We start from the raw sequence: 22,699 nt of genomic DNA on the forward strand, positions 1-22,699 counted from the left end.
CCCGCCGCGCGCCGCGCGGCGCGCCACCCTTTCCCGCGCCCGGTCCCGCTTCAGCGCGTATGCCGCTACCGCCGCCTTGACCGCTGCCGTCTTGTTCGGCGCCTTCTGTGGCACGACCGGCACCGCGCTCGCGGCCACGCCCGTCTCCACGGCCAACGCGGCGACGCCCCCCCCGGCCGCGGCAAAACCGAACATCGTCGTGCTCGGCGACAGCCTTTCCGCCGAATACGGCCTGCCGCGCGATACGGGCTGGGTGGCCCTGCTACGCCAGCGGCTCGCCAGCGAGCGGATCGATTATAACGTTGCGAATGCGAGCATCAGCGGGGACACGACCAGCGGCGGACTCACGCGCCTGCCGCTCGTCATGCAGCGCATCAAGCCCGCGATCGTGATCGTCGAACTGGGCGCCAACGACGCACTGCGCGGCGTACCGCTCACGACGACCGAGAGCAATCTGCGCGCCATCGTCGCGCAGATCCGCAAGGGCGGCGCGAAACCCGTGCTCGTCGGCATGTACGTGCCGCCCAACTACGGGGTCGACTATACGCGTGACTTCCACGCCGTCTACGAGCGGCTTGCAAAGGAACTGAACGTGCCGCTCGTGCCCTTTCTGCTCGCGGGTCTCGCCGACAAGCCCGAACTCTTCCAGGCCGACCAGATCCATCCCACCCGGCAGGCACAGCCTTTGCTGCTCGACAACGTGTGGCCAACGCTCAAGCCGCTGCTCGGCAGCGGCGTGCGGCGCTGAGTCGGCAGCTGGGCAAACGTGCGGGCGCCCTCACCGGGCGCCCTTTCCCAGGGCCCCAACCTTGGCGCGTTCAAGCCGCTCGAGCCTCTCAGCCAGCGTGGCGGCGGGCAACCGCGTCGCGCCATTGGCCACCGTTTGCGTCAGACACGCGAGCCCACGAAGCTTCGCTGTCTGAATCCGACCGACCCTGACTGGAGGGAAGAAGCGTGAGATATTTACCTCTCATTGTCGTTACGGCAGCACTTGCTGCCTGCGCCAATCAGCCAATGCCGAGCGGAGCGCAGTCCGTCGGCACGAGCCAGCAACCGCCTGCAACGGTTGCGCAATGCATCGCACAAAAATGGTCCGACAAGTCGCAGCAGCAAGTCATCTCGCAGTCCGTGCTCGCCAACGGCCAGGCTGTCGACGTCTACGTCCCTGGCCAGCAGCCGCCTAACGGCGCAGCGGCAACGGTGCGCCCGGCGTGGAGCGCCAGCGCGAAGACGTGGGTCGGCTTCCGCTCCGGCGGCGGCGCCGGTGGAGACGCCACCAGCGACATCAGCGCCTGCCTCTGATTTCGCGCTCGCCAGAACGCAAAAGCCCCGCAGTGTTTCGCGGGGCTTTTTTGTGCCGGCTCTCGACGCCGGCGGGCTGATGCGGGTCGGGCTTACTGAGCGCCGTCGCCGTCGCCCGACTGGCTCGCCGAGCTGAGCGAGCCGTAGAGCTTCACCTTCGCGCGATCGCGCAGCGCGTCGAGGTACGCCTGCACCTGCGACTGGCCGTCCACCTGGGCCAGCTGCTGCTGCGCGGCGGCCAGGCGCGGGCCTTCTGCGGCCGGACCGTTGGTCACGCTGTTCACGCGGTAGATCGCATAGCCGTCGTTGCCGAGGTCCACGCCCACGTAAGCGGGCAGCTTCTGCGAATCGGCCTTGAAGACGGCGGACAGCGCGCTGGGCGGCAACCCTTGGGCGTCGTTGCGCGACACCTTGAGCGCCGACGAGAAGCCATCGGTCGACTTCGACTTCTGCAACTCCGCGAGCTTCGCCTCGCCATCCTTGTGCGCCATGTCGGCGGCCTGCTGCGCGACCACCTTCTGGCGCACCGCATCCTTGACCGCGGCGAACGCGGGCACAGCGGCCGGCTGGTAGTTCGTCACGTGAGCCGAAATCAGCGTGTTGTTGCCGACGTCGATCGCCTGGGTGTTGTTGTGCTGGTTCACCGAGTCGCTCGCGAATACGGCGGCGAGGAACTTCTGGTTGTTCAGCGGGCTATCCGGCGGCAGCGCTGCATTCGGCTTCGGCGTGACCGTGGCCGTCTGGATCGTCAGCTTGTACTTGTCCGCGGCCGGCTGCAGGCTCTTGGCCTGCTCGTAGACCACCGACGTGAAGCCATCGCTCGCGTCGGCGAGCAGCTTCGCGGCTTGCTGCGCCTTCACGTCGTTCGTGATCTGCGCCTTCACGTCGTCGAACGGCTTCGTGACCGCGGGCTTCAGGTCCGTGACCTTGACGATGTGATAGCCGAAGTCCGACTGGATCACGTCGCTGATCTCGTCCTTCTTGAGCTTGAAGACCGCGGCGTCGAACGCCTGGCCGCCCGCGATCATGCCGGGGCCGAAGTAGCCGAGGTCGCCGCCCTTCGAGGCCGAACCCGGGTCCTGCGACTCCTTCTGCGCGATCTGCGCGAACTGATCCGGATGCGCCTTCACTTCGGCGAGGATCGATTCGGCCTTCTGCTTCGCGGCGTTGCGCACGTCGGCGCTCGCGTCCTTCGGCACCGTGATCAGGATGTGGCTCGCACGCACTTCTTCCTGCGTGCGATAGTGCGCGATGTTGTCGTCGTAGTACTTCTTGAGATCGGCGTCGCTCGGCTGCACGCCGGCGGCAACCGTCGCCGCCGAGAGCACGAGGTACTGGATCTGCGCCGTGGCCGGCGTGGCGAAAGCGTTCTTGTTCGCGTCGTAGTACGCCTGCAGTTGCGCGTCGGTCGGCTGCACCTTCGGCGCATAGTCGCTCACGTGGAACGCGAGGCCCTGCACTTCGCGCTGCTGCTCCGAAAGGCCCGTGAGCTGCTGCGCGAGCGCCTTCGGCGTGAACGCGCTGCTGATGATCGATGCCGGCAGCTGCTGCATGGCGAGGCTATAGCGCACGCGCTCGTCGTACTGCTCGGGCGTCATGCCCTGCATGGCGAGCAGTTGCTTGTACTGGTCGAGATTGATCGAGCCGTCGGGATTCTTGAGCGACGAGATCACCGGGTCGGCGAGCAGCGTGCGACGCACGGCGTCGTCCGAGGCGGTGAGGTGCAGGCGCTGCGTTTCGTCCACGAGCACGCGCTGCTGGATCAGACCGTCGAGGATGTCCTTGCGGTGCTGGGGCGTGTCGAACATGCTCGCGTCGAATTGGGCGCCGAGGACCTGGCGGGCCTGGTCGAGCTGCTGGCGCGCGGCGTTGTCGTACTCGGCACGCGTGATCTTGTGCCCGTTGACGCTTGCGACGTTCGCGCTTTCATCGAAGAAGCCGCGGAAACCTTGAATACCGACGAAGCCCAGCCCTGGCAGGACGACCAGGAGCAGCATGAACATCATCAGGCGTTTGTGATTGCGGAAAAAGTCGAGCATGCGTGACCAGACGTTGAGGGCGCCAAAAAATGGAACGCCCGATATTACAACAGCGGCCAACAAAAAAGGCGAACCGGAGTTCGCCTTCTTGTCGAGATATCCTTGGCGGAGCGGACGGGACTCGAACCCGCGACCCCCGGCGTGACAGGCCGGTATTCTAACCAACTGAACTACCGCTCCGTGCGGGTGCGCTACGTACCGGAACCGAAGCTGTGGTGGGTGCTGAGAGGCTCGAACTCCCGACCTACGCCTTGTAAGGGCGCCGCTCTACCAACTGAGCTAAGCACCCAGCTTCATGCTTTCCTGCGCTGCTTCCAGTGCTGCGACTTCTGCTGCGCTACCAATCAGGTAGCGAGCCCGCTAGTTTAGCGCATCCTTCAGCGCTTTGCCAGGCCTAAATTTGGGCACCTTCGCCGCCTTGATCTTGATCGCGTCGCCGGTCCGCGGATTGCGGCCCGTGCGCGCCGTGCGCTTGCCGACGGCGAACGTGCCGAAGCCGACGAGCGTAACCGAGCCGCCTTTCTTGAGCGTCCCTTTGACGCCGCCGATCACGGCGTCGAGTGCGCGTCCCGCAGCCGCCTTCGAAATGTCGGCTTGTTGCGCAATATGGTCAATCAGTTCCGTTTTATTCATTCCAGCCCCCGAGAATGTGTTTGGGTAAACGTAAGAAAGAAGGTCAACTTATTGGATAGACGTCCCCGCCATAGCGCGGGGCCCGCCCATTTAACGGGGCCGAAAGTGCCGTGTCAAGCGGGGTTGAGCCCGATTCGGCGCGGGATTCGAGGGATTATTCGAGGGAGTATTCGAACAAGGGGGAAATGGCGGAAAAAACCGCTGGTTGTCATCACAACGTCAAGAATCGTGGCGCAAATAAAAAGCCCGCGGAGCATGCCGCGGGCTTTCTGGAGTCCAACGCGCCGCGCAGGAGCGCGACTTGTTGAAGGGGTACTGAAGGTGTACCGAAGGCTTAGTGCTTGACGACTTCCGTCGCGGCGGCATCCTTCGATTCGGCCACGGGCGCCTTGGCGTCCTCGGCCTTCACTTCTTCTTCCGGCAGCGGCTGCGGCACACGTTCGAGCGCGAGTTCGAGCACCTTGTCGATCCAGCGGACCGGCACGATTTCGATCGAGTTCTTCACGTTGTCCGGAATCTCGGTGAGATCCTTGACGTTCTCTTCCGGGATCAGCACGAGCTTGATGCCGCCGCGATGCGCCGCGAGCAGCTTCTCCTTCAGCCCGCCGATCGGCAGCACTTCGCCGCGCAGCGTGATCTCGCCCGTCATCGCCACGTCGGCGCGCACCGGAATACCCGTGAGCACCGACACCAGCGCCGTCGTCATCGCACCGCCTGCGGACGGACCGTCCTTCGGCGTCGCGCCTTCCGGCACGTGGATGTGGATGTCCTGCTTCTCGAACGCTTCGTCCTTGATGCCGAGACGACGCGAACGCGAACGCACCACCGAGCGTGCCGCTTCGACCGATTCCTTCATGACGTCGCCGAGCGAACCCGTGCGGATCACGTTGCCCTTGCCGGGCATGACCGCCGCTTCGATCGTCAGCAGATCGCCGCCGACTTCCGTCCACGCAAGGCCCGTAACCTGGCCGACCTGGTTTTCCTTCGCGGCCAGACCGAAGTCGTACTTGCGCACGCCAAGGAAGGTGTCCAGATTCGCGCTGTCCACCGTGACGGCTTTGTCGGCCTTCTTCAACAGCAGCATCTTCACGACCTTGCGGCAGATCTTCGACACTTCGCGCTCGAGCGAACGCACGCCCGCTTCACGCGTGTAGTAGCGAATGATGTCGCGGATCGCGCCTTCGGTCACTTCGATCTCGGTCGGCTTCAGCCCGTTGTTCTTCTTCTGCTTCGGCAGGAGATAACGCTGGGCGATGCTGACCTTCTCATCTTCCGTGTAACCCGACAGACGGATGACTTCCATCCGGTCGAGCAGCGGCGGCGGGATGTTCAGCGAGTTCGACGTGGCGACGAACATCACATCGGAGAGGTCGAAATCGACTTCGATGTAGTGATCGGCGAACGTGTGGTTCTGTTCCGGATCGAGCACTTCGAGCAGCGCCGACGACGGATCGCCGCGGAAATCCATGCCCATCTTGTCGACTTCGTCGAGCAGGAAGAGCGGATTGCGCACGCCGACCTTGGTCAGGCTCTGCAGGATCTTGCCCGGCATCGAACCGATGTACGTACGACGGTGACCGCGGATCTCGGCTTCGTCACGCACGCCGCCCAGCGCCATACGCACGAACTTGCGGTTCGTTGCGCGCGCAATCGACTGCCCGAGCGAGGTCTTGCCGACGCCCGGAGGCCCGACGAGGCACAGGATCGGCGCCTTGACCTTGTCCACGCGCTGTTGCACCGCGAGATACTCGAGAATGCGTTCCTTCACCTTCTCGAGACCGAAGTGGTCTTCGTCGAGCACGGCTTCTGCGTTCGAGAGATCGTTGTTGACCTTGCTCTTCTTGCGCCACGGCAGGCCGATCAGCGTGTCGATGTAGTTGCGCACGACGGTCGCTTCCGCCGACATCGGCGACATCAGCTTGAGCTTCTTGAGCTCGGCGTCGGCCTTCTTCTTGGCTTCCTTGGGCATGCGCGCAGCCGTGATGCGCTTCTCGAGTTCTTCGAGATCCGCACCCTCTTCGCCTTCGCCCAGTTCCTTCTGGATGGCCTTGACCTGCTCGTTCAGGTAGTACTCGCGCTGGCTCTTTTCCATCTGGCGCTTCACGCGGCCGCGAATGCGCTTCTCCACCTGGAGAATGTCGATTTCGGCTTCGAGTTGCGCGAGCAGGTGCTCGAGACGCTCCACGACCGGGAACATCTCGAGGATGTGCTGCTTCTGGTCGAGCTTGAGCGGCAGATGCGCGGCGATGGTGTCGGCAAGACGACCGGCCTCGTCGATGCCCGACAGCGACGTCAGGATCTCCGGCGGGATCTTCTTGTTGAGCTTCACGTACTGGTCGAACTGCGAGACGATCGCGCGGCGCAGCGCTTCGGTTTCCGCGCTGTCGGCGTGGTCCGGTTCGAGCGGCATCACTTCGCACGAGAACTGCGTTTCCTGTTCTTCGATGGAAAGCGTCTTCGCGCGCTGCAGGCCTTCCACGAGCACCTTCACGGTGCCGTCGGGCAGCTTGAGCATTTGCAGGATGTTGGCGACACACCCTACTTCATACATGTCTTTTTCGGTCGGCTCATCCTTCGCGGCGGTCTTCTGCGCGACGAGCATGATGTGCTTGCCGCCTTCCATAGCCGCTTCGAGGGCCTTGATCGATTTCGGCCGGCCCACGAAAAGGGGAATCACCATATGCGGGAAGACTACGACGTCTCGCAGCGGCAGCAGCGGGAGCGTGGTGCGTTCCGGCGGGAGGAGTTGAGTTCCTGACATTTCATTTCCCCATGAGTGGAATCAATTGTTCGGTAATTGAGGCCTGAGATACCGATTGCAAGCCTCGCGCGTGTGGGAAAAGTTCAGTGACTCCAAAATAGTGCGCCATCGACCACAAGATTAAACGAAAAAGCCGTTCATCCCATTGTATGAACGGCCCTTTTCCGGAACTCTTTAGCCGATCACCACCATCAGTTCGACCCTGCAACCTTCGGAGCGTCTTCGTAGATCAGCAGCGGTTTGCCGTCGCCGTCGATCACGTTGTCGTCGATGATGACCTTGCTCACGCCCTTCATGGCCGGCAGCTCGTACATTACGTCGAGCAATGCCTGTTCCAGGATCGAGCGCAGGCCACGAGCCCCCGTTTTGCGGCGGATCGCCTTGCGGGCGACGGCCTGCAGCGCAGCCGGGCGAATTTCCAGCTCCACGCGCTCCATGTTGAAGAGCTTGTGATACTGCTTGACGAGCGCATTCTTCGGCTCGACCAGAATCTTCATGAGCGCGGCTTCGTCGAGCTTGCCGAGCGTGGCGACCACGGGCAGACGGCCGATCAGTTCGGGGATCAGGCCGAACTTGATCAGGTCTTCCGGTTCCGTTTCGCGCAGCACTTCGCCGGTGTCGCGCTCCTGCTTGCTCTTCACGCTCGCGCCGAAGCCGATGCCGGTCTTTTCCGTGCGGTCGGTGATGACCTTTTCCAGACCGTCGAACGCGCCGCCGCAAATGAACAGGATATTGGTCGTGTCGACCTGGATGAAATCCTGGTTCGGATGCTTGCGGCCGCCCTGCGGCGGCACCGAAGCCATCGTGCCCTCGACGAGCTTGAGCAGCGCCTGCTGCACGCCTTCGCCGGAGACGTCGCGCGTGATCGACGGGTTGTCCGACTTGCGGCTGATCTTGTCGATTTCGTCGATATAGACGATGCCGCGCTGGGCCTTGTCGACCTCGTAATTGCAGTTCTGCAGCAGCTTCTGAATGATGTTCTCGACGTCTTCGCCCACGTAACCGGCTTCGGTCAGCGTGGTGGCGTCGGCGATCACGAACGGCACGTTCAGAAGGCGCGCGAGCGTCTGCGCGAGCAGCGTCTTGCCCGAGCCCGTGGGCCCGATCAGCAGGATGTTGCTCTTGGAGAGTTCGACGTCGTCCTTCTTGTCGAGGTGCTTCAGACGCTTGTAGTGGTTGTACACCGCCACTGCGAGAATCTTCTTCGCGCGTTCCTGGCCGATCACGTACTGGTCGAGGATGTCGCGGATCTCCTGCGGGCTCGGCAGGTCCGAGCGCGACAGCGCCGCGTCGACGCCCGCACCGGCGGCTTCGTCGCGAATGATCTCGTTGCACAAGTCGATGCATTCATCGCAGATGAATACCGACGGACCAGCGATGAGCTTTTTCACCTCATGCTGGCTCTTGCCGCAGAACGAGCAATACAACAGCTTCTCGCTGTTAGAACCTTTCTTGTCCGCCATGGATAAATGAGCCTCCGGACACTCTGTTACATGATACGCCGTTTCCCCCGGCGAGGCCGGAGGGTGCGTGAACCGCTTGCTGTGACGGCGTTGGGGGCCGCAGGCCGCGAAGCGCGTTTGCCGATTATTTCACAAGGTCTGCGCGGCGTCGGCTATCCCCTTTTGTACGGGGGCCGAGCTGTTCCTTTACTTGCATTTTTCGCGGCCTGCGCACCCATCACAGGGTCGGACGCGCAAACCGCTTGCGCAGCTCAAGGACGCTTGTGCAGGACCTGGTCGACGAGACCGTAGGCCTGGGCGTCGTCACCCGACATGAAATTGTCGCGATCCGTGTCGCGCGCAATGCGCTCGACCGGCTGACCCGTATGGTGCGCGAGCAACTGGTTCAGGCGCTCCTTCAGGTACAGGATTTCGCGAGCCTGGATTTCGATGTCCGAAGCCTGGCCGCGCGCGCCACCGAGCGGCTGGTGAATCATCACGCGCGAGTTCGGCAGCGCAAAACGCTTGCCCCTGGCGCCCGACGCCAGCAGGAACGCGCCCATGCTGGCCGCAAGGCCCATGCAAAGGGTCGAAACGTCCGGCTTGATGAACTGCATCGTGTCGTAAATCGCCATGCCGGCCGACACCGAGCCGCCCGGGCTGTTGATGTACAGGCTGATGTCCTTGTCCGGGTTTTCGCTTTCGAGGAACAGCAGTTGGGCGACCACGAGGTTCGCCGTCTGGTCGTTCACCTCGCCGACCAGGAACACCACGCGCTCCTTGAGCAAGCGCGAGTAGATGTCGTAGGAACGTTCGCCGCGGCCGCTCGTTTCGACGACGATCGGCACGAGGCCGAGCGCCTGCGGGTCGAAGTCCCGCGACGAGTGGGAGGTCAACGTATCCAGCGATTGAGCGCGAATGGTCATGCGGTGCATCCTTGTCTGGAAAAGTTCTTCTATATACCCGTATGGCGACGGACCCCGGTTAAATCAACCACACGGACAGCATGGCTAAAACCTGCGGATACAAAAACGGCGTGCTGGCCGTCGGTCGCTCCGACAGCCGGCACGCCGTAGCGGGCAGTTTTAAGCCTGCGCCGTCGCGCTTGCCAGTTCTTCGAAGCTAACTTGCTTGTCCGTCACCTTGGCCTTGCCGAGCACGAAGTCGACGACGTTCGATTCGACGACATAGGCTTCCATTTCGGCCAGACGCTGCTGGTTGGAATAATACCAGCGCACGACCTCCTTCGGGTCCTCATAGCTTTTCGCGAATTCGTCGACTTCAGCACGGATCTGCTCCGGCTTCGCCTCGAGGCTGTTGGCCTTCACGAGTTCGGCGAGCACGAGGCCGAGCTTCACGCGGCGCTCGGCTTGTTCCTTGAACATTTCGGCCGGGATCGGTGCGTCCTTGGCGTTGGGCACGCCACGCTGCGCGAGGTCGGCGCGCGCCATTTCGACGAGGCGTTCCTGATCCTGCTCGACGAGCGCGTTCGGCACGTCGAGTTCGGCGATCTTCAGGAGTGCGTCCATCACCTGGTTCTTGACGATCGACTGCGTGCGGCGCTTCGCTTCGCGCTCGAGGTTGTCCTTGATTTCGGCGCGCATCTTCACGAGGTCGCCGTCGGCGATGCCGAGCGACTTGGCGAATTCGCCGTCGATTTCCGGCAGGTGCGGCCACTCGATCTGCTGCATCGTGATCGTGAACTTCGCCGTCTTGCCAGCGACGTCCTTGCCGTGGTAGTCCTCGGGGAACGCGAGGTCGAATTCGCGCGACTCGCCCTTCTTCAGGCCGATTGCCGCCTTTTCGAATTCCGGCAGCATGCGGCCTTCGCCCAGCACGAACGCGAAGCCTTCCGCGGTGCCGCCCTGGAATGCGACGTCGTCGATCTTGCCGACGAAGTCGACCGTCACGCGGTCGCCTTCCTTCGCTGCGGTGTCGGCGCCGCCGTCGCCGTGCTCGCCGGCTTCGCCGCGAGCGTGGAAGTGCACGCGCTGCTTGCGCAGGATGTCGAGCGTGCGGTCGATTTCCGCTTCGGTGATCGTCGTGGTCGTGCGCTCGATTTCGGCCGTCGCGACGTCGCCGAGCTTCACTTCCGGATAGACCTCGAAGGTCGCGTCGAACGCGTAGTCGCCTTCAGCGGCTTCCGACTTCGGCGCGAAGCTCGGCTGGCCGGCGACGCGCAGGTTCTCGGCGCGGCTGATGTCGAAGAATTCCTTGCCGACCTTGTCGCTCAGGACTTCGGCCTCGACCTGGCCCGAATACTGCTGCGTGACCATCTTGAGCGGCACCTTGCCCGGACGGAAGCCCGGCATGCGCACGTTCTTCGCGAGTTTGCGGATACGCGAATCGATTTCTTTCTGCACGGCGTCCTTCGGCAGGGAAATCGTCACGCGGCGTTCGAGCTTGCCGAGGTTTTCAACAACGTTAGCCATGGCTTCAATCGTCCTAAAATTGTTCGAGCGAATCAGTAATCTGTGGTCTTTGCGAGCCGCGGTCCGCCTGGATCCGATGTGGTCCAGCAACCCGCTTTGGAGCTGAACGCAGGCGCCTCGTGCGCCGCTCAACAGCGCCGAAACGGGCGGCTTGCGGTGCGGTTCCGTCAAAAGAGCCAAGTATTTTAGCAAACTATTTCCCGGTCCCACTGGAATTGCCGTTTGACTGTGCCATGTGGCTGTTTTTGACCCGGTTTTGGCCTGCTTTTGAGCCGCTGCGAGCCTGAAATGCGCTCCGATCCGCGCTATCGCAACGCCGTTATCCAGCCCGCGCGGCGAGGCTGTTAAGCTTACGCTCGCGCCGGACGCCCCGCCGGCCGCAGCCGCTCCCAACACAATTCTTCCAGCAGAGACACCATGCCGAATTCGTCGACTGACGCTCCCGTAATCGTCATTGCTCCTGATTCTTTCAAAGGCTCGCTCAGCGCGGACGGGGTCGCCGCCGCGATCGCCGAGGGCATCCGCCGCGTGCGCGCCGACGCCGACATCCGCATCCGCCCCATGGCCGACGGCGGCGAAGGCACGCTCGACGCGATGCTGTCGATGGGCGGCGAGCGCCGCGTGCTCACCGTGGAAGGCGCAGCGGGGCCGAAGCGCGACGCTGCCGTGGGCCTGCTGCACGACGGCAGCGCGATCGTCGAGACCGCCGAGATCGTCGGCATCACGGACCCCGTGGGCATGGGCGTGCCGGTCGATGCGCGCAGCACGCGCGGCATGGGCGAAGCGATCCGCGCGCTGCTCGACGAAGGCGTGCGGCGCTTTTACGTGGCGCTCGGCGGCAGCAGCACCAACGACGCCGGCGCGGGCCTGCTCGCGGGTCTCGGCCTGCAACTCTTCGACGCCGCCGGCAAGCCCCTCGAGCCCACGCCGCAAGCGCTCGCGCAGGTGGCGCGCGTGGACGTTGCCGGGCTCGACGCGCGACTTGGCGAGGCATCGTTCGTCGGCATGTCCGACGTGGACAATCCGCTCACGGGCGAGCATGGCGCGACCGCCGTGTTCGGCCCGCAAAAAGGCGTGACGCCCGAACAGGTGGCGTCGATCGACGCGGCGCTCGGCCGTTTCGCCGACCTGCTCGAAGCGGCGCTGGGCCGTCGCGTGCGCGACGAAGCTGGTTCCGGCGCGGCCGGTGGCCTGGGTTTCGCGCTGCGCATGCTCGGCGCGAGCTTCGAGCCCGGCGCCGAAGTCGTTGCGCGCACCATCGGTCTGGATGAAGCGCTCGATCGCGCGGACTGGCTCATCACCGGCGAAGGCCGCTCCGACGTCCAAACGCTGCACGGCAAGGCGCCGTTCATCGCCTGCCGCCACGCCGCGGCCCTGGGGGTGCCGGCCACGCTGCTCTCCGGCGCCGTGGACGCCGCCGCCCTGCCGCGGCTCGCGGCGCACTTCAGCGGCTGCTTCTCGCCCGCGCCGGGCCCCATCACGCTCGAAACCGCGATTCGCGACGCCGCACGCCTGCTCGCCAACGAAGCCGAGCAGCTCGTCCGCCTCAAATACGCTGCGCGTACATCCAACTAAGATCCGGGCAGACGAGGCTAGGGCCCGCCGCCTCGGCCTCGTTGCCGGAATCCGTGCGCCAGGATCGCGGCCAGACGCATGACCTCGGCGCATCACGCATTCCGCAGTAAGCGATTAATAGATTCGTGCACCGCATCGGATGCGCTGGACAAGGGTTAGGATGCGTTGACCCGCGCGCAAGATGGGGCAACAATCATGGAATCGCGACACGATCGCGCCCTTCCCAAGCGACCAGACCAGGACTCCCATGAAGGCAAGCAAAGCCGGACTCGAACAATTCCTCACCTATCGGCTGCATGTCCTGAACAAACTCTCCGAACGTGGCGCAAGCGAACGCTACCAGGCGAAGCTCGGCATCACACTTCCGGAGGCTCGGCTCATTGCAGCTGTGGGGGCGTTCGGCCCGTTTTCCGTGATGGAGCTTGCACGTCACGCCAATCTCGACAAGAGCCAGGCAAGCCGTGCAGCCGAGGCGCTGATGCGCCGCGGCCTCATGCAGCGCGACACGAGCGAGGAGGACGGACGCCTCGTGCTCGTTTCGCTCACAACCGACGGACGCGCGCTGTATCGCAAGGTCATGCCCATCGCGCGCAAGTGGAATGTCGACCTCTTCGCGAGCCTCGACGACAAGGAACGCGACGCACTCGCACGTGCGCTCGACAAGGTGATCGAAGCCATGCAGGCCGAACTGTAAGGCAGTCCGAACGAGCAGAGGCAATAAGCCAAACAGATGGCGGGCAGCGTCAAGCCGCCATCGCGAGTGCTTCGCGTAGACCGCCTACAAACAAAAAGGCCACGTACCGGAAGGTACATGGCCTTTTTTGCTTTGGTGCGTGAGGCCGGACTCGAACCGGCACACCCTTGCGGGCGTCAGGACCTAAACCTGGTGCGTCTACCAATTTCGCCACTCACGCGAATTCTTTGCGCTTGTCTTCTTGCGCCCGGCAGGACCGCTGCGAACCACGCGTGCGATACAACCCTGTGCGACATGCCGACTGATCGAGTCCTCGTGAGACGCCGGGCGCGGTGTTGGCCACCTCGCCCGCAATCCAGCCTGCTTCCTGACTGCGCCCGCCGGCAACGATGCTTCATTATGGGCCGGCTGCGCGCTTCCAGCTAAGCGTCAGAAAGCGCAAGCGCGAGATTCTAACCGATTGCCTGGCGCTTGTCTGCATTCCGGAAACAGTGCGCGACGGGGCACGACAGCGCATCGACGCGTGCATCGATCCATGCACCGGCCCGCCCTGCCGGGCCGGCCGAAAGCCGCGCCGATGCTAGAATCGCGGCTCTACCGTCGCGGCGCGCCCTGGCCGCCGCGTGAGCCGCTTCGCCCCACATCTCCGAACGCCGTGAACTTCGACGACTACTGCCTGCAAAAGGCGGCTCCCCCTGGTTCGAGCACTTACTATGCGCTGCGTCAGGCCCGCGCTGCGCGCCAGCCGCTCCTGACCGCCCTCTTCGCGCTGCGCCGCGAACTCGAGGAAACCGCGAAAGAAACGAGCGATCCCACCGTCGGCCGCACCAAGCTCGCCTGGTGGCAAAAGGAACTGGCCGCGCTCGCCGCGGGCAAACCCGCGCATCCGGTCACCCAGGCGCTCGCCGCGCATCTCGGCGATGCAAGCGCCGTCTATCCCGATCTGCAGGCGCTGCTCGCCGGCTTCGAGATGGACTTCGAGCAGGCGCGCTATCTCGATCTGCCGAACCTGCGCCGCTACATGCAGGGCGTGGGCGGCACGTTCGCCTCGCTCGTCGCGCAACTGAGCGCACGCACCGACGAGGACCGCGAGAACGCCGCACACTGGGCCGCGCCGCTCGGCAATGCGCTGATGCTCGCGCAGTTCGTGCCGGAAATCGGCAACGACGCGCGCCATGGCCGCATCTACGTGCCCATCGACGAACTGCAGCGCTACAACGTCACCGCCGCCGATCTCATCAACCGGCGCTACAGCGCGGAGTTTACGGAGCTCATGCAATTCCAGACCTCGCGCGCACGCGAATCGGTCCAGGCCGCGCTCGACGCGATTCCCGCTTCGGCGCGGCGCGACCAGCGCACCCTGCGTGCGCTCGCGGCGCTCGAACTCGCGCTGCTCGACGAAGTCGAGCGCGAAGGCTACCAGGTGCTGCACCAGCAGATCGTACTCACGCCGGTGCGCAAGCTGTGGATCGCCTGGCGCGCCGCGCGGCGCGGTTGAGGCTCGCGGCCGCGCTACGCGCGCAGCAGCGGCAGCGGCTCGAAGCGCTGCTGCAGCACGGCCTGCGCGTCGAGGCCCCACCAGGGCCCTAGCACGGTCGCATAGATCTGCCTGAAATCGACGCCCACCGGCAGGTTGCCGTTGCCGTCGAGCCGCGTGAGTTGGGGCGCCTGACCAAAGAGCCCGCCCGCCACGCGCCCGCCCACGACGAAGTGCGCCGAGGCCGTGCCGTGATCGGTGCCGCGGCTTTGATTCTCGCGCACGCGCCGCCCGAATTCCGCATACGTCACGATGAGCGTGCGGTCCCAACGCCCGAGTTCCACGAGCGCCGAGCGCATCGCCGCCATGCCCGTCGCGAACTGGCGCAGCAGGTCGGCGTGACGCTGCGGCTGGTTCTGGTGCGTGTCGAAGCCGTTCAGCGTCAGACGAATCGCTGCGACGCCACGCCCCGCCATCGGCGCGCCTTGCGGCGTGTCGCTCGAGGCGAGTGCCTGCATGGCCGTTTTGATCGAGGCGCCGAACGCGCCGGCCGGAAACGCCGTCCTCAGCGCGTAATTGCCCGGACGCGGCCGCAGCGCATCGGCGGCATGCACGATGTCGTTCTCCAAGTCGAGGATATGCGCGAGCGCGGGATTGCGTTCCTTGAGCGCGACCGGCGTGACGAGGCGCGACGCCCGCGCGAACTGCGCCGGATTCACGAGCGCGATGGCGCGCGCGCCGTTCGAGAGCGGCCCCATCTCGGCGCTGCCGAGCACGAGCGCGTCGGCGGCGAAGCCGGACGGCACTGGCTCGTGTGCGAACGCGCGCGTGAGCCAGCCCTCGCGCAGATATTCGTTGGAGCGCGAAGCCGTGTCCCAGATCTCGATCGATCGAAAGTGCGAGAGATTGGGCTGCGGGTAGCTCACGCCCTGGACGATCGCCAGCTCGTGCGCGCGCCACATCGGCATGAGCGGCGCAAGCGACGGATGGAGCGCCGTGCGCTCGTCCAGCTGGATCGCCTGGGCGCGCGGCACGGCGATCGATTGCCGGTAGCTGTAGTAGAGCGGATCGGCAAACGGCACGACGGTGTTGAGGCCGTCGTTGCCGCCCTTCAGCTCGACGAGAATCAGCAGGTTCTCGTAGCCGCTCGCCGTGCCCGGATGCATGGGCGCCGTGCCTTGCGCGCGCGCAGCGCGAGGCAGCCATAGCGTCGTACCCGCCACCGCGGCTGCCGTCACACCGGCTGCAAGAAAGTCGCGTCGCTTCATGGCTTGCCTCGCTCGTCGGTGCGGCGGCGCACATTGCCGCCAGGGATTCGGCTATTCGTATTCATGCTTCACTTCAACTGATACACCGGATCCATCAGCAGTGCCTGGAGATATGAACCCGCACGGCTGCCAACTGCAATCGCATCGACAGGCGCCAGCGGCAGCACTGCATGCTGCATTTGCAACTGCGCGGACAGGCCGGGCGTAGCATCGGCAGTGAGACCGTAGCGCGAGAGCCAGCCATCCAGATCGAAGCGCATGCCGCCTTGCAACGCGTCACGCCGCGTCGCGTTCGGCGCGTTCTGCATGGTTTGCGGCATGCTTGCCGCGATCTTCGTCGCTGCGGCCGCAGCATGCGGCCGCCCTGCTTCCGTCGCACGAAACAGCTGCTCGACGAACTGCTTGCGCGCGAGCAGCGTCGAACTGTTGATCCACGACGCCCCGCCGGGCCACCCCTTCACGTTCGGCGGATAGAACAGGTTCTCCCCCAACGCGGCCGCGCGGCGCGCGAGCGGCAGCGTATCGCCATAGGCCACCTCGAAGCGCCGCATCGTGCCGACGATGAACTCCACCGGCGAACTCACGAGCACGCCCCGATTGCGTTCGTCCCAGAACGCGGGAGTGACGAAGAGCGCGCGAAGCGCAGCGCCGATCTCAAATCCACTTGCGTGAAAACGAGCGGCGACGCTTGCGAGCTGCGCATCGTCGGGCGTCGCGGAGATGAACTCGCGCCAAAGTCTCGCCGACACATACCGGGCAGTTTGCGGCTGCGCGAGCAGGATGTCGAGCACCTGATCGCCGTCGAACGGACCGCTGCGACCCAGCACGGTCTTTTCGCCGTCGTCGTGCAAGTCGGCGCGCCAGACGAACGCCTGGGTGTCGGGATCGAGACTCCAACCCGTGTAGGCGCGCGCCGCCTCGGCAACGTCGCGCTGCGAGTACTGCCCTTCGCCCAGCGTGAACAGTTCCATCACTTCGCGCGCGAAATTCTCGTTGGGCCGGCCCTTGCGATTGCTCGCGCCGTCGAGGTAAAGCAGCATCGCGGGGTCCTTCGCGAGCGCGTGCAGCATGCTCGCAAAACTGCCCAGCGCATCGCGCCGCAACAGCGCGTTTTGCGCGGCCATCAACTGCGGCTCACCGACTTTGTCCTGCCCCGAAGTGAAGTGGTTGTGCCAGAAGAGCGTCATGCGTTCGGTCAGCGGCGAAGGCGTGACGAGCATCTCGCGCAGCCACCATGCGCGCAATTCGTCATAGCGCGCACCGCGCTGACGCTGCGCCTGCTGGCGTTCTTCGGGGGTCCATGCGCTGCGCTGTGCCCGGCTCGGCGGCACTTCGGCGGTCCACGCGGGCAGTGGCGTGAGCGCTTCGCTCCGCGCGCTGCCGACGAGTCGCGCGACAGCCTGCTCCCGCGTGAGCCCCACATAAGTCTCGACTTCGCTCTCGCGCGGCGCGAACCCCGTACGCACCAGGAGATGGCGGACGTCGTCGGCGTCGAGCAGCGCATCCGCGCCGTCGTCGGGCGCCGCTGCGCCGGCGGCGGACTGCGCGTTTGGCTTCGACCGTCTGGAGTCGCTCATGATGAATGGGCGCACGACGATTCCGCCGGCGCGATCATTAAATGTACCGGCTTAACGGCTGCGACGAAACGGATGTTGACGGTGCAATTGCAACGGTATTTTTCAGCGCATTTCGGCGGCGCGAGTGCACGAATGCGCGCTTCGATGCCGATAAAATCATGAAAGGCGCGAGAAAGGCGTGCGCGCGGTGCGCAGAGAAAATCGCGTAAACGTTATCGCGGCACTTTCGCAGCAGAGCCGCATTTACGCACGCCGCAGTATCAGCGCTTGTACAGTTCGCGCACGGCGTCTTCGATATGCTGGCGCAGGAGGCGCCGCTCATCGGGCGTCATATGGCCGTCGCGGCGACGCTGATCGAGATCGGGGGGAACTGCGGGACGCTGGTTGATGTCCGATGCGGGGCGCGGGATCGTGTCGCTGCGTACGCGCCGCATCGACGGTTTGCCGCCCGGCGAGCGAGCGGTGGACTGAGAGTTCTCGTAGCGGTCTGCGGAGGGCTGGGCCCGGGCCGGCACCGACTCCAGTGCAGCCGCCACGCCACCGGCTAGCGCCAGTGCAAGCATGGTGTGGCGCATTGTCGGCCTGACCCCTCCCATCGTTTTTTTCCCTTCTTGACGCGGCAAACGGCTACCTCGAATACATGTGCGAACCCGGCTCGGCGCGGGCATGAATTTTAAAGTCGAATGAAGTATCTACCGAACTGCCGCTTTACGTAAAGAAGTCTATCTGTCGGTGCTTGCGGTCGTGGCACAGCACGGGTAAATTTTGTAACTGACTGTAACCTGATAATTGGTGCAAACTCGCATCAGTATCCAATCGCGCTAAGATGCCAGGCATGGAAACCAAAAACCCGTCCAAAATTCTCGTTGTCGATGACGATCCCCGACTGCGGGACCTGCTGCGCCGCTACCTCGGCGAGCAAGGCTTCAATGTCTACGTGGCCGAAAACGCCCCCGCCATGAACAAGCTGTGGGTGCGCGAGCGTTTCGACCTGCTGGTGCTCGACCTCATGCTGCCAGGCGAAGACGGCCTGTCGATCTGCCGCCGCCTGCGCGGCAGCAACGACCGCACGCCCATCATCATGCTCACCGCCAAGGGCGAGGACGTGGATCGCATCGTCGGCCTCGAAATGGGTGCTGACGACTATCTGCCCAAGCCTTTCAACCCGCGCGAACTCGTCGCACGCATTCACGCGGTGCTGCGCCGTCAGGCGCCGTCCGAACTGCCGGGCGCGCCCTCGGAAACCACCGAAGTGTTCGAGTTCGGCGAATTCGCGTTGAATCTCGCCACGCGCACGCTCACCAAGGCAGGCCAGGAAATTCCGCTCACCACGGGCGAATTCTCGGTGCTCAAGGTGTTCGCGCGTCATCCGCGCCAGCCGCTCTCGCGCGAAAAGCTCATGGAGTTGGCGCGCGGCCGTGAATACGAAGTGTTCGACCGCAGCCTCGACGTGCAGATCTCGCGCCTGCGCAAGCTCATCGAACCCGATCCGGGCAGCCCGCGTTTCATTCAAACGGTCTGGGGCCTCGGTTACGTGTTCATTCCCGACGGCGCCGCCTGATCCTGAATGGTGTCTCGTTGTCTGCACTGCCTCTGTTGAAACGGGAAGGGCCCATGCGGATTGACCGGCGTTTGCTCACGCTCGCGTTCGGCGATCTGTTCTGGCGCACCTTCCTGCTGATCGCCCTTCTCATCGCGGTCAGTCTCGCCGCGTGGTTCCAGAGCTTTCGCGTGATCGAACGGGAGCCGCGCGCGCAGCGCGTGGCGCTCCAGCTCGTCGCGATCGTGAAGCTCACGCGCACCGCACTCCTCTACTCCGATCCCGATCTGCGCCGTGCACTGCTGCAGGATCTCGAGAGTAACGAGGGCGTGCGCGTGTACCCGCGCGAAACCACCGACAAATACAAGCTCCAGCCCGACGAGTCGCTCAATCGCCTGATCGAGCACGACATCCGCGGGCGCCTTGGTGACGACACCGTCATCGCCCAGTCCGTGAACGATATTCCAGGCGTGTGGATCAGCTTCAAGATCGACGAAGACGACTACTGGGTCGCGCTCGACCGCGACCAGCTCGACAACGTCACAGGCTTGCAGTGGGTCGGCTGGGGTGTCTCTGCGCTTGCGCTATCGCTCTTCGGGGCGGCCTTCATCACGAGTCTCGTGAACCGGCCATTCGCGCGCCTCGCCATGTCGGCGCGCATGCTGGGTTCGGGGCAGCCGCCCGCGCCCTTGCCTGAGCGCGGCATGGGCGTCGCGGCCGAAACGAATCGCTCGTTCAACCAGATGGTGCGCGACCTCGAGCAGCTGGAGGCCGACCGTGCGCTGATGCTCGCGGGCATCTCGCACGATTTGCGCACGCCGCTCGCGCGCCTGCGGCTCGAAACGGAGATGAGTCCGTCCGACCAGGCCACCAAGGACGCGATGATCGACGACATCGAGCAAATGGACATGATCATCGGCCGCTTCCTCGATTACGCACGGCCGACCCAGCGCATGCCCGAGCGCGTCGACCTCTCGATCATCGCCGGCGAGATGGCCGCGCGCATGGCGAGCGAAGACGGCGTGCGTCTCATCACGCGGCTAGCGCCTTCGGCCATGATCGAAGCCGACGACACCGACATGCGCCGCGTCGTGGGCAATCTGATCGAAAACGCGCGCAAGTACGGCGCGAGCGAAACCGACGGCATTCCGCACATCATGCTCGAAACGCGCGTCTCGCATTCGCGCGTCGAGCTTTCCGTGGTCGACGAAGGCCCGGGCATTCCCGAGGATCAGCTGCCGCTCGTCACGCGGCCGTTTTACCGCGTCGATACGGCCCGCACGCAGGCCAACGGTACGGGCCTCGGCATGGCCATCGTGCAGCGCCTCGTGGGCCGCTATCGCGGCGCGCTGCGCCTGCGCAACCGGCTGCCGGGCCCCGGCCTCGAAGTGACGATCGAGTTCCCGCTCGCCAAGGGCGCCTGAGCCTCGCCCCTCCTGATCGAGACCCGGCGGCGGCGCACCGTCGCACCACGCGCCGCCCGCACCTGCGACAATCGTTTTCATGGGCACGCCACGCAGCGCGTGGCGGCAAAGCGGGCCGCCCGGCCCGTCTCTCGTCTGAGGACCTCCGCCATGAAAACCGTCGGCGACAAACTCGAAGCCTTTACCGTCACGGCCGCGAAGCCCGGCTTCAACCATCCCGAAGAAAACGGCGAATCGGCATTCACCGAGATCACCGAGCAGACCTTCGCCAACAAGTGGAAGGTCATCTACTTCTACCCCAAGGATTTCACGCTCGTTTGTCCCACCGAGATCGTCGCGTTCGCACGGCTCATCAAGGAATTCGATGACCGCGAAACGGTCGTGATGGGCGGCAGCTGCGACAACGAATATGTGAAGCTCGCCTGGCGTCGCGAGGACAAGACGCTCGATCGCCTCAATCACTATTCGTTCGGCGACGTGAAAGGCGAACTCATTGATCAGCTCGGCATACGCGACAAGGAAGCGGGCGTGGCGCTACGCGCGACATTCATCGTCGATCCCGACAACACGATCCAGCATGTCACGGTGAACAACCTCAACGTCGGGCGCAGCGCCGAAGAAGTGCTGCGCGTGCTCGACGGGTTGCAGACCGGCGAGCTGTGTCCGGACGGGCGCGAAGTCGGCGGGGGGACGCTCTAGGCATCGCGCCGGCGGACATCACGTCTGGCTCGCGGCGGCGCGGGTGGGCAGGCGGTTGCGGATCGCCGTTTCGAGCGGCCGCTTCCACTCGAGCACGCGCCTTTCCAGCACCTGCCACGACAGATGCGCGAGCAGCACGGCCAGCGCGAACTGCAGCACGAGTGCGAGGACCGACTGCGCCAGCCCTGGCACATGGAACCTCGTATAGAGCCCCGGCGCCACGCCGAGGCGCGCCGGCACGAGATTGTGAAACAGATAGAAGCCGTAGCTGATCGTGCCGAGATACGCCAGCGGGCGCAGCTCCAGCGCCGCGACCAGCACGCTGTCCTGACGGCGCACGAGCCACAGGAACAGCGCACCGAGCGAGAGCGCGAGCCCGATGTCGAGGCAGCCCGGCAGCATCGTCGCGCTCGTCACGCCTTCGGCGCAGTCCGTGCAATCGGCGCGCGCCAGCGCGAAGCCGGCAATCGCCGCACACGCCCCGACGAACCACGCCGCGCTCAACGCCCCTGCGCGCAATGGCACGCGCGCGCCGCCAATCGCCAGTGCGCCGCCGAGCGCCAGCATGGCGAAATTCCACGGCGAGAATGCGTAGATGAGCGGCGCGATCGCCGCTTCCTCATAGAGCGCGAGATGCGCAAACGCGGCCGCCGCGATGACCACCGCGCAGAGTGCGAGATGGCGCGACGCTCGCACAAATAGCATTGCAAACGGCGCGAAGAGATAGAACTGCTGCTCGACCGCCAGGCTCCAGAAATGCGACACGGTGCCGGGCCAGCCGTCGTGCACCACGCCGATCCAGTAATTGGAGAGGAATACGAAATGCCAGGCGAGCCCAAGATCGACATCGCGCTGGTAGAAGCTCGCATGCGCGATGGTGAGCGCCACGAGCAGCAGGTAATACACGGGAAAAATACGCAGCGTGCGCTTCATGAAAAAGACGTACAGCAGCGCGGCCGTGCGCGCGCCGTGCTGTTCGATGCGGACCCGATTGCGATGCAGCTCACCGATGATCAGATAGCCGCTGATCAGAAAGAACAGCCAGACGCCGATCTTGCCCGCGTCGATCGCGTCGACGTGGGCCTTGTGCGAGAGGAACACGAGCACCACTGCCAGCGCCCGCAGGCCATCGAGGCCTTTCACGCGTCTTTCAACTCCCGCCATCGTCCTCCCCACTTCCGGTTACCCGGTTCAGTATGGGACGAAAAAAACGGAAATTAATCGGCAAGAAAAGCAACGGCGATGATTGCAGCTGCAATCATCGCCGTCAGGTGCGGAGCAGGCACGCGCCCTGCTCGGGCCGTTCAACCCCCTGCTCGGGCCGTTCAACCCTTCACGCGCGCAGCAGCAGTACCGCCGCCTGCGCTTCGATCCCTTCGCTGCGGCCGAGATAGCCGAGCTTTTCATTGGTCTTCGCCTTCACGTTGACGCGCTCGACCGGCAGGTTCAGGTCTTCGGCGATCGTCTGGCGCATCGATTCGATGTGCGGTGCGAGCTTGGGCGCCTGCGCGATCACCGTGGTATCGACGTTCATGAGCGTGAAGCCCGCCTCCTGCACGCGGCGCAGACATTCGCGCAGCAGCACGCGGCTGTTCGCGCCGTAGAACTGCTTGTCGGTGTCGGGGAAATGGCGGCCGATGTCGCCGAGCGCGGCGGCGCCGAACAGCGCGTCGGTGATGGCGTGCAGCAGCACGTCGGCGTCCGAGTGGCCGAGCAGGCCGCGATCGTAGGGGATCGTCACGCCGCCGAGCACGAGCGGGCGGCCGGGCACCAGCGCGTGCACGTCGTAGCCTTGTCCGATTCTGATGTCCATGGTTGGGGTTCCGGGTAAAGGGA

General features: G+C 64.6%; 18 protein-coding genes, 3 tRNA genes and 1 pseudogene. 8 read left to right on the top strand and 14 right to left on the bottom strand.

Features of this window, described 5'->3' with window-relative positions; all coding sequences use genetic code 11:
- Window positions 1-76: 76 nt before the first annotated feature.
- Both AB4Y44_RS35165 and AB4Y44_RS35170 read left to right on the top strand, forming a co-directional pair.
- Window positions 77-748, top strand: coding sequence for an arylesterase (locus AB4Y44_RS35165; protein WP_368702112.1), 672 nt, complete (start codon window positions 77-79; stop codon window positions 746-748).
- A gap of 206 nt (window positions 749-954) precedes the next feature.
- Window positions 955-1,302, top strand: coding sequence for a hypothetical protein (locus AB4Y44_RS35170; RefSeq protein ID WP_342923908.1), 348 nt, complete (start codon window positions 955-957; stop codon window positions 1,300-1,302).
- A gap of 92 nt (window positions 1,303-1,394) precedes the next feature.
- Here AB4Y44_RS35170 and AB4Y44_RS35175 read toward each other — a convergent pair whose 3' ends face one another.
- From AB4Y44_RS35175 to tig, 8 genes and pseudogenes are all read right to left on the bottom strand, one after another.
- Window positions 1,395-3,341, bottom strand: a complete 1,947-nt coding sequence (locus tag AB4Y44_RS35175; protein ID WP_342923907.1) for a SurA N-terminal domain-containing protein — start codon at window positions 3,339-3,341, stop codon at window positions 1,395-1,397.
- A gap of 103 nt (window positions 3,342-3,444) precedes the next feature.
- Window positions 3,445-3,521, bottom strand: a tRNA-Asp gene (locus AB4Y44_RS35180).
- A 33-nt stretch (window positions 3,522-3,554) separates the two neighbouring features.
- A tRNA-Val gene (locus tag AB4Y44_RS35185) sits at window positions 3,555-3,630 on the bottom strand.
- Window positions 3,631-3,701: 71 nt separating this feature from the next.
- Window positions 3,702-3,992, bottom strand: a pseudogene (locus AB4Y44_RS35190) (HU family DNA-binding protein); the annotation flags it as partial.
- 316 nt (window positions 3,993-4,308) lie between these two features.
- Window positions 4,309-6,735, bottom strand: a complete 2,427-nt coding sequence (gene lon, locus AB4Y44_RS35195) for an endopeptidase La (protein WP_342923906.1) — start codon at window positions 6,733-6,735, stop codon at window positions 4,309-4,311.
- A 191-nt stretch (window positions 6,736-6,926) separates the two neighbouring features.
- Window positions 6,927-8,198, bottom strand: a complete 1,272-nt coding sequence (gene clpX, locus AB4Y44_RS35200; protein WP_028216418.1) for an ATP-dependent Clp protease ATP-binding subunit ClpX — start codon at window positions 8,196-8,198, stop codon at window positions 6,927-6,929.
- A 251-nt stretch (window positions 8,199-8,449) separates the two neighbouring features.
- A complete protein-coding gene (gene clpP, locus AB4Y44_RS35205) occupies window positions 8,450-9,103 on the bottom strand; it encodes an ATP-dependent Clp endopeptidase proteolytic subunit ClpP (RefSeq protein WP_042269587.1) in 654 nt (217 codons plus the stop codon).
- A gap of 159 nt (window positions 9,104-9,262) precedes the next feature.
- Entirely contained in the window at window positions 9,263-10,609 is a 1,347-nt protein-coding gene (gene tig / locus AB4Y44_RS35210; protein WP_342923905.1) for a trigger factor, read from the bottom strand.
- A gap of 417 nt (window positions 10,610-11,026) precedes the next feature.
- Here tig and AB4Y44_RS35215 point away from each other — a divergent pair, with 417 nt between their 5' ends.
- Complete coding sequence (locus tag AB4Y44_RS35215; RefSeq protein ID WP_368702097.1) at window positions 11,027-12,184, top strand: glycerate kinase; 1,158 nt, start codon at window positions 11,027-11,029, stop codon at window positions 12,182-12,184.
- Between the two features lie 247 nt (window positions 12,185-12,431).
- Window positions 12,432-12,878 carry a MarR family winged helix-turn-helix transcriptional regulator gene (locus AB4Y44_RS35220; protein WP_110387622.1) on the top strand — a complete coding sequence of 149 codons (447 nt, stop codon included), beginning with the start codon at window positions 12,432-12,434 and terminating at the stop codon, window positions 12,876-12,878.
- 133 nt (window positions 12,879-13,011) lie between these two features.
- On the opposite strand, the gene AB4Y44_RS35225 is transcribed toward AB4Y44_RS35220, so the two are convergent.
- Window positions 13,012-13,098, bottom strand: a tRNA-Leu gene (locus AB4Y44_RS35225).
- A 435-nt stretch (window positions 13,099-13,533) separates the two neighbouring features.
- Here AB4Y44_RS35225 and AB4Y44_RS35230 point away from each other — a divergent pair.
- Window positions 13,534-14,376: a squalene/phytoene synthase family protein gene (locus tag AB4Y44_RS35230; protein WP_342923955.1), complete on the top strand. Its 843-nt coding sequence runs from the start codon at window positions 13,534-13,536 to the stop codon at window positions 14,374-14,376.
- Window positions 14,377-14,390: 14 nt separating this feature from the next.
- Here AB4Y44_RS35230 and AB4Y44_RS35235 read toward each other — a convergent pair whose 3' ends face one another.
- The 3 genes from AB4Y44_RS35235 to AB4Y44_RS35245 form a co-directional block, all read right to left on the bottom strand.
- Complete coding sequence (locus AB4Y44_RS35235) at window positions 14,391-15,623, bottom strand: DUF1501 domain-containing protein (RefSeq protein WP_368702098.1); 1,233 nt, start codon at window positions 15,621-15,623, stop codon at window positions 14,391-14,393.
- A 68-nt stretch (window positions 15,624-15,691) separates the two neighbouring features.
- A complete protein-coding gene (locus tag AB4Y44_RS35240; RefSeq protein ID WP_368702113.1) occupies window positions 15,692-17,200 on the bottom strand; it encodes a DUF1800 family protein in 1,509 nt (502 codons plus the stop codon).
- Between the two features lie 260 nt (window positions 17,201-17,460).
- Window positions 17,461-17,775: a hypothetical protein gene (locus tag AB4Y44_RS35245; RefSeq protein WP_342923902.1), complete on the bottom strand. Its 315-nt coding sequence runs from the start codon at window positions 17,773-17,775 to the stop codon at window positions 17,461-17,463.
- A gap of 260 nt (window positions 17,776-18,035) precedes the next feature.
- On the opposite strand from AB4Y44_RS35245, the gene ompR reads away from it, so the two are divergent.
- The 3 genes from ompR (at window position 18,036) to AB4Y44_RS35260 (ending at window position 20,863) form a co-directional block, all read left to right on the top strand.
- Complete coding sequence (gene ompR, locus AB4Y44_RS35250) at window positions 18,036-18,761, top strand: two-component system response regulator OmpR (protein WP_035514479.1); 726 nt, start codon at window positions 18,036-18,038, stop codon at window positions 18,759-18,761.
- 53 nt (window positions 18,762-18,814) lie between these two features.
- Window positions 18,815-20,164 (top strand): ATP-binding protein, encoded by a 1,350-nt coding sequence (locus AB4Y44_RS35255; RefSeq protein WP_342923901.1) that lies wholly within the window; start codon window positions 18,815-18,817, stop codon window positions 20,162-20,164.
- Window positions 20,165-20,314: 150 nt separating this feature from the next.
- A complete protein-coding gene (locus AB4Y44_RS35260) occupies window positions 20,315-20,863 on the top strand; it encodes a peroxiredoxin (RefSeq protein ID WP_069268103.1) in 549 nt (182 codons plus the stop codon).
- An 18-nt stretch (window positions 20,864-20,881) separates the two neighbouring features.
- Here AB4Y44_RS35260 and AB4Y44_RS35265 read toward each other — a convergent pair whose 3' ends face one another.
- Both AB4Y44_RS35265 and ispF read right to left on the bottom strand, forming a co-directional pair.
- Entirely contained in the window at window positions 20,882-22,006 is a 1,125-nt protein-coding gene (locus tag AB4Y44_RS35265) for an acyltransferase family protein (RefSeq protein WP_368702099.1), read from the bottom strand.
- A 190-nt stretch (window positions 22,007-22,196) separates the two neighbouring features.
- Window positions 22,197-22,676 carry a 2-C-methyl-D-erythritol 2,4-cyclodiphosphate synthase gene (ispF, locus tag AB4Y44_RS35270; protein ID WP_028206967.1) on the bottom strand — a complete coding sequence of 160 codons (480 nt, stop codon included), beginning with the start codon at window positions 22,674-22,676 and terminating at the stop codon, window positions 22,197-22,199.
- Window positions 22,677-22,699 lie beyond the last annotated feature (23 nt).

The sequence above is a fragment of the Paraburkholderia sp. BR10937 genome, from assembly GCF_040965695.1.
In the GTDB taxonomy this organism is placed as follows: domain Bacteria; phylum Pseudomonadota; class Gammaproteobacteria; order Burkholderiales; family Burkholderiaceae; genus Paraburkholderia.

Coding starts and splice junctions, on each gene's coding strand:
- AB4Y44_RS35175 (WP_342923907.1), bottom strand. CDS start 3,341: ATGCTCGACTTTTTCCGCAATCACAAACGCCTGATGATGTTCATGCTG.
- lon (WP_342923906.1), bottom strand. CDS start 6,735: ATGTCAGGAACTCAACTCCTCCCGCCGGAACGCACCACGCTCCCGCTG.
- clpX (WP_028216418.1), bottom strand. CDS start 8,198: ATGGCGGACAAGAAAGGTTCTAACAGCGAGAAGCTGTTGTATTGCTCG.
- clpP (WP_042269587.1), bottom strand. CDS start 9,103: ATGACCATTCGCGCTCAATCGCTGGATACGTTGACCTCCCACTCGTCG.
- tig (WP_342923905.1), bottom strand. CDS start 10,609: ATGGCTAACGTTGTTGAAAACCTCGGCAAGCTCGAACGCCGCGTGACG.
- AB4Y44_RS35215 (WP_368702097.1), top strand. CDS start 11,027: ATGCCGAATTCGTCGACTGACGCTCCCGTAATCGTCATTGCTCCTGAT.
- AB4Y44_RS35220 (WP_110387622.1), top strand. CDS start 12,432: ATGAAGGCAAGCAAAGCCGGACTCGAACAATTCCTCACCTATCGGCTG.
- AB4Y44_RS35235 (WP_368702098.1), bottom strand. CDS start 15,623: ATGAAGCGACGCGACTTTCTTGCAGCCGGTGTGACGGCAGCCGCGGTG.
- AB4Y44_RS35240 (WP_368702113.1), bottom strand. CDS start 17,200: ATGAGCGACTCCAGACGGTCGAAGCCAAACGCGCAGTCCGCCGCCGGC.
- AB4Y44_RS35245 (WP_342923902.1), bottom strand. CDS start 17,775: ATGCGCCACACCATGCTTGCACTGGCGCTAGCCGGTGGCGTGGCGGCT.
- ompR (WP_035514479.1), top strand. CDS start 18,036: ATGGAAACCAAAAACCCGTCCAAAATTCTCGTTGTCGATGACGATCCC.
- AB4Y44_RS35255 (WP_342923901.1), top strand. CDS start 18,815: ATGCGGATTGACCGGCGTTTGCTCACGCTCGCGTTCGGCGATCTGTTC.
- AB4Y44_RS35260 (WP_069268103.1), top strand. CDS start 20,315: ATGAAAACCGTCGGCGACAAACTCGAAGCCTTTACCGTCACGGCCGCG.
- ispF (WP_028206967.1), bottom strand. CDS start 22,676: ATGGACATCAGAATCGGACAAGGCTACGACGTGCACGCGCTGGTGCCC.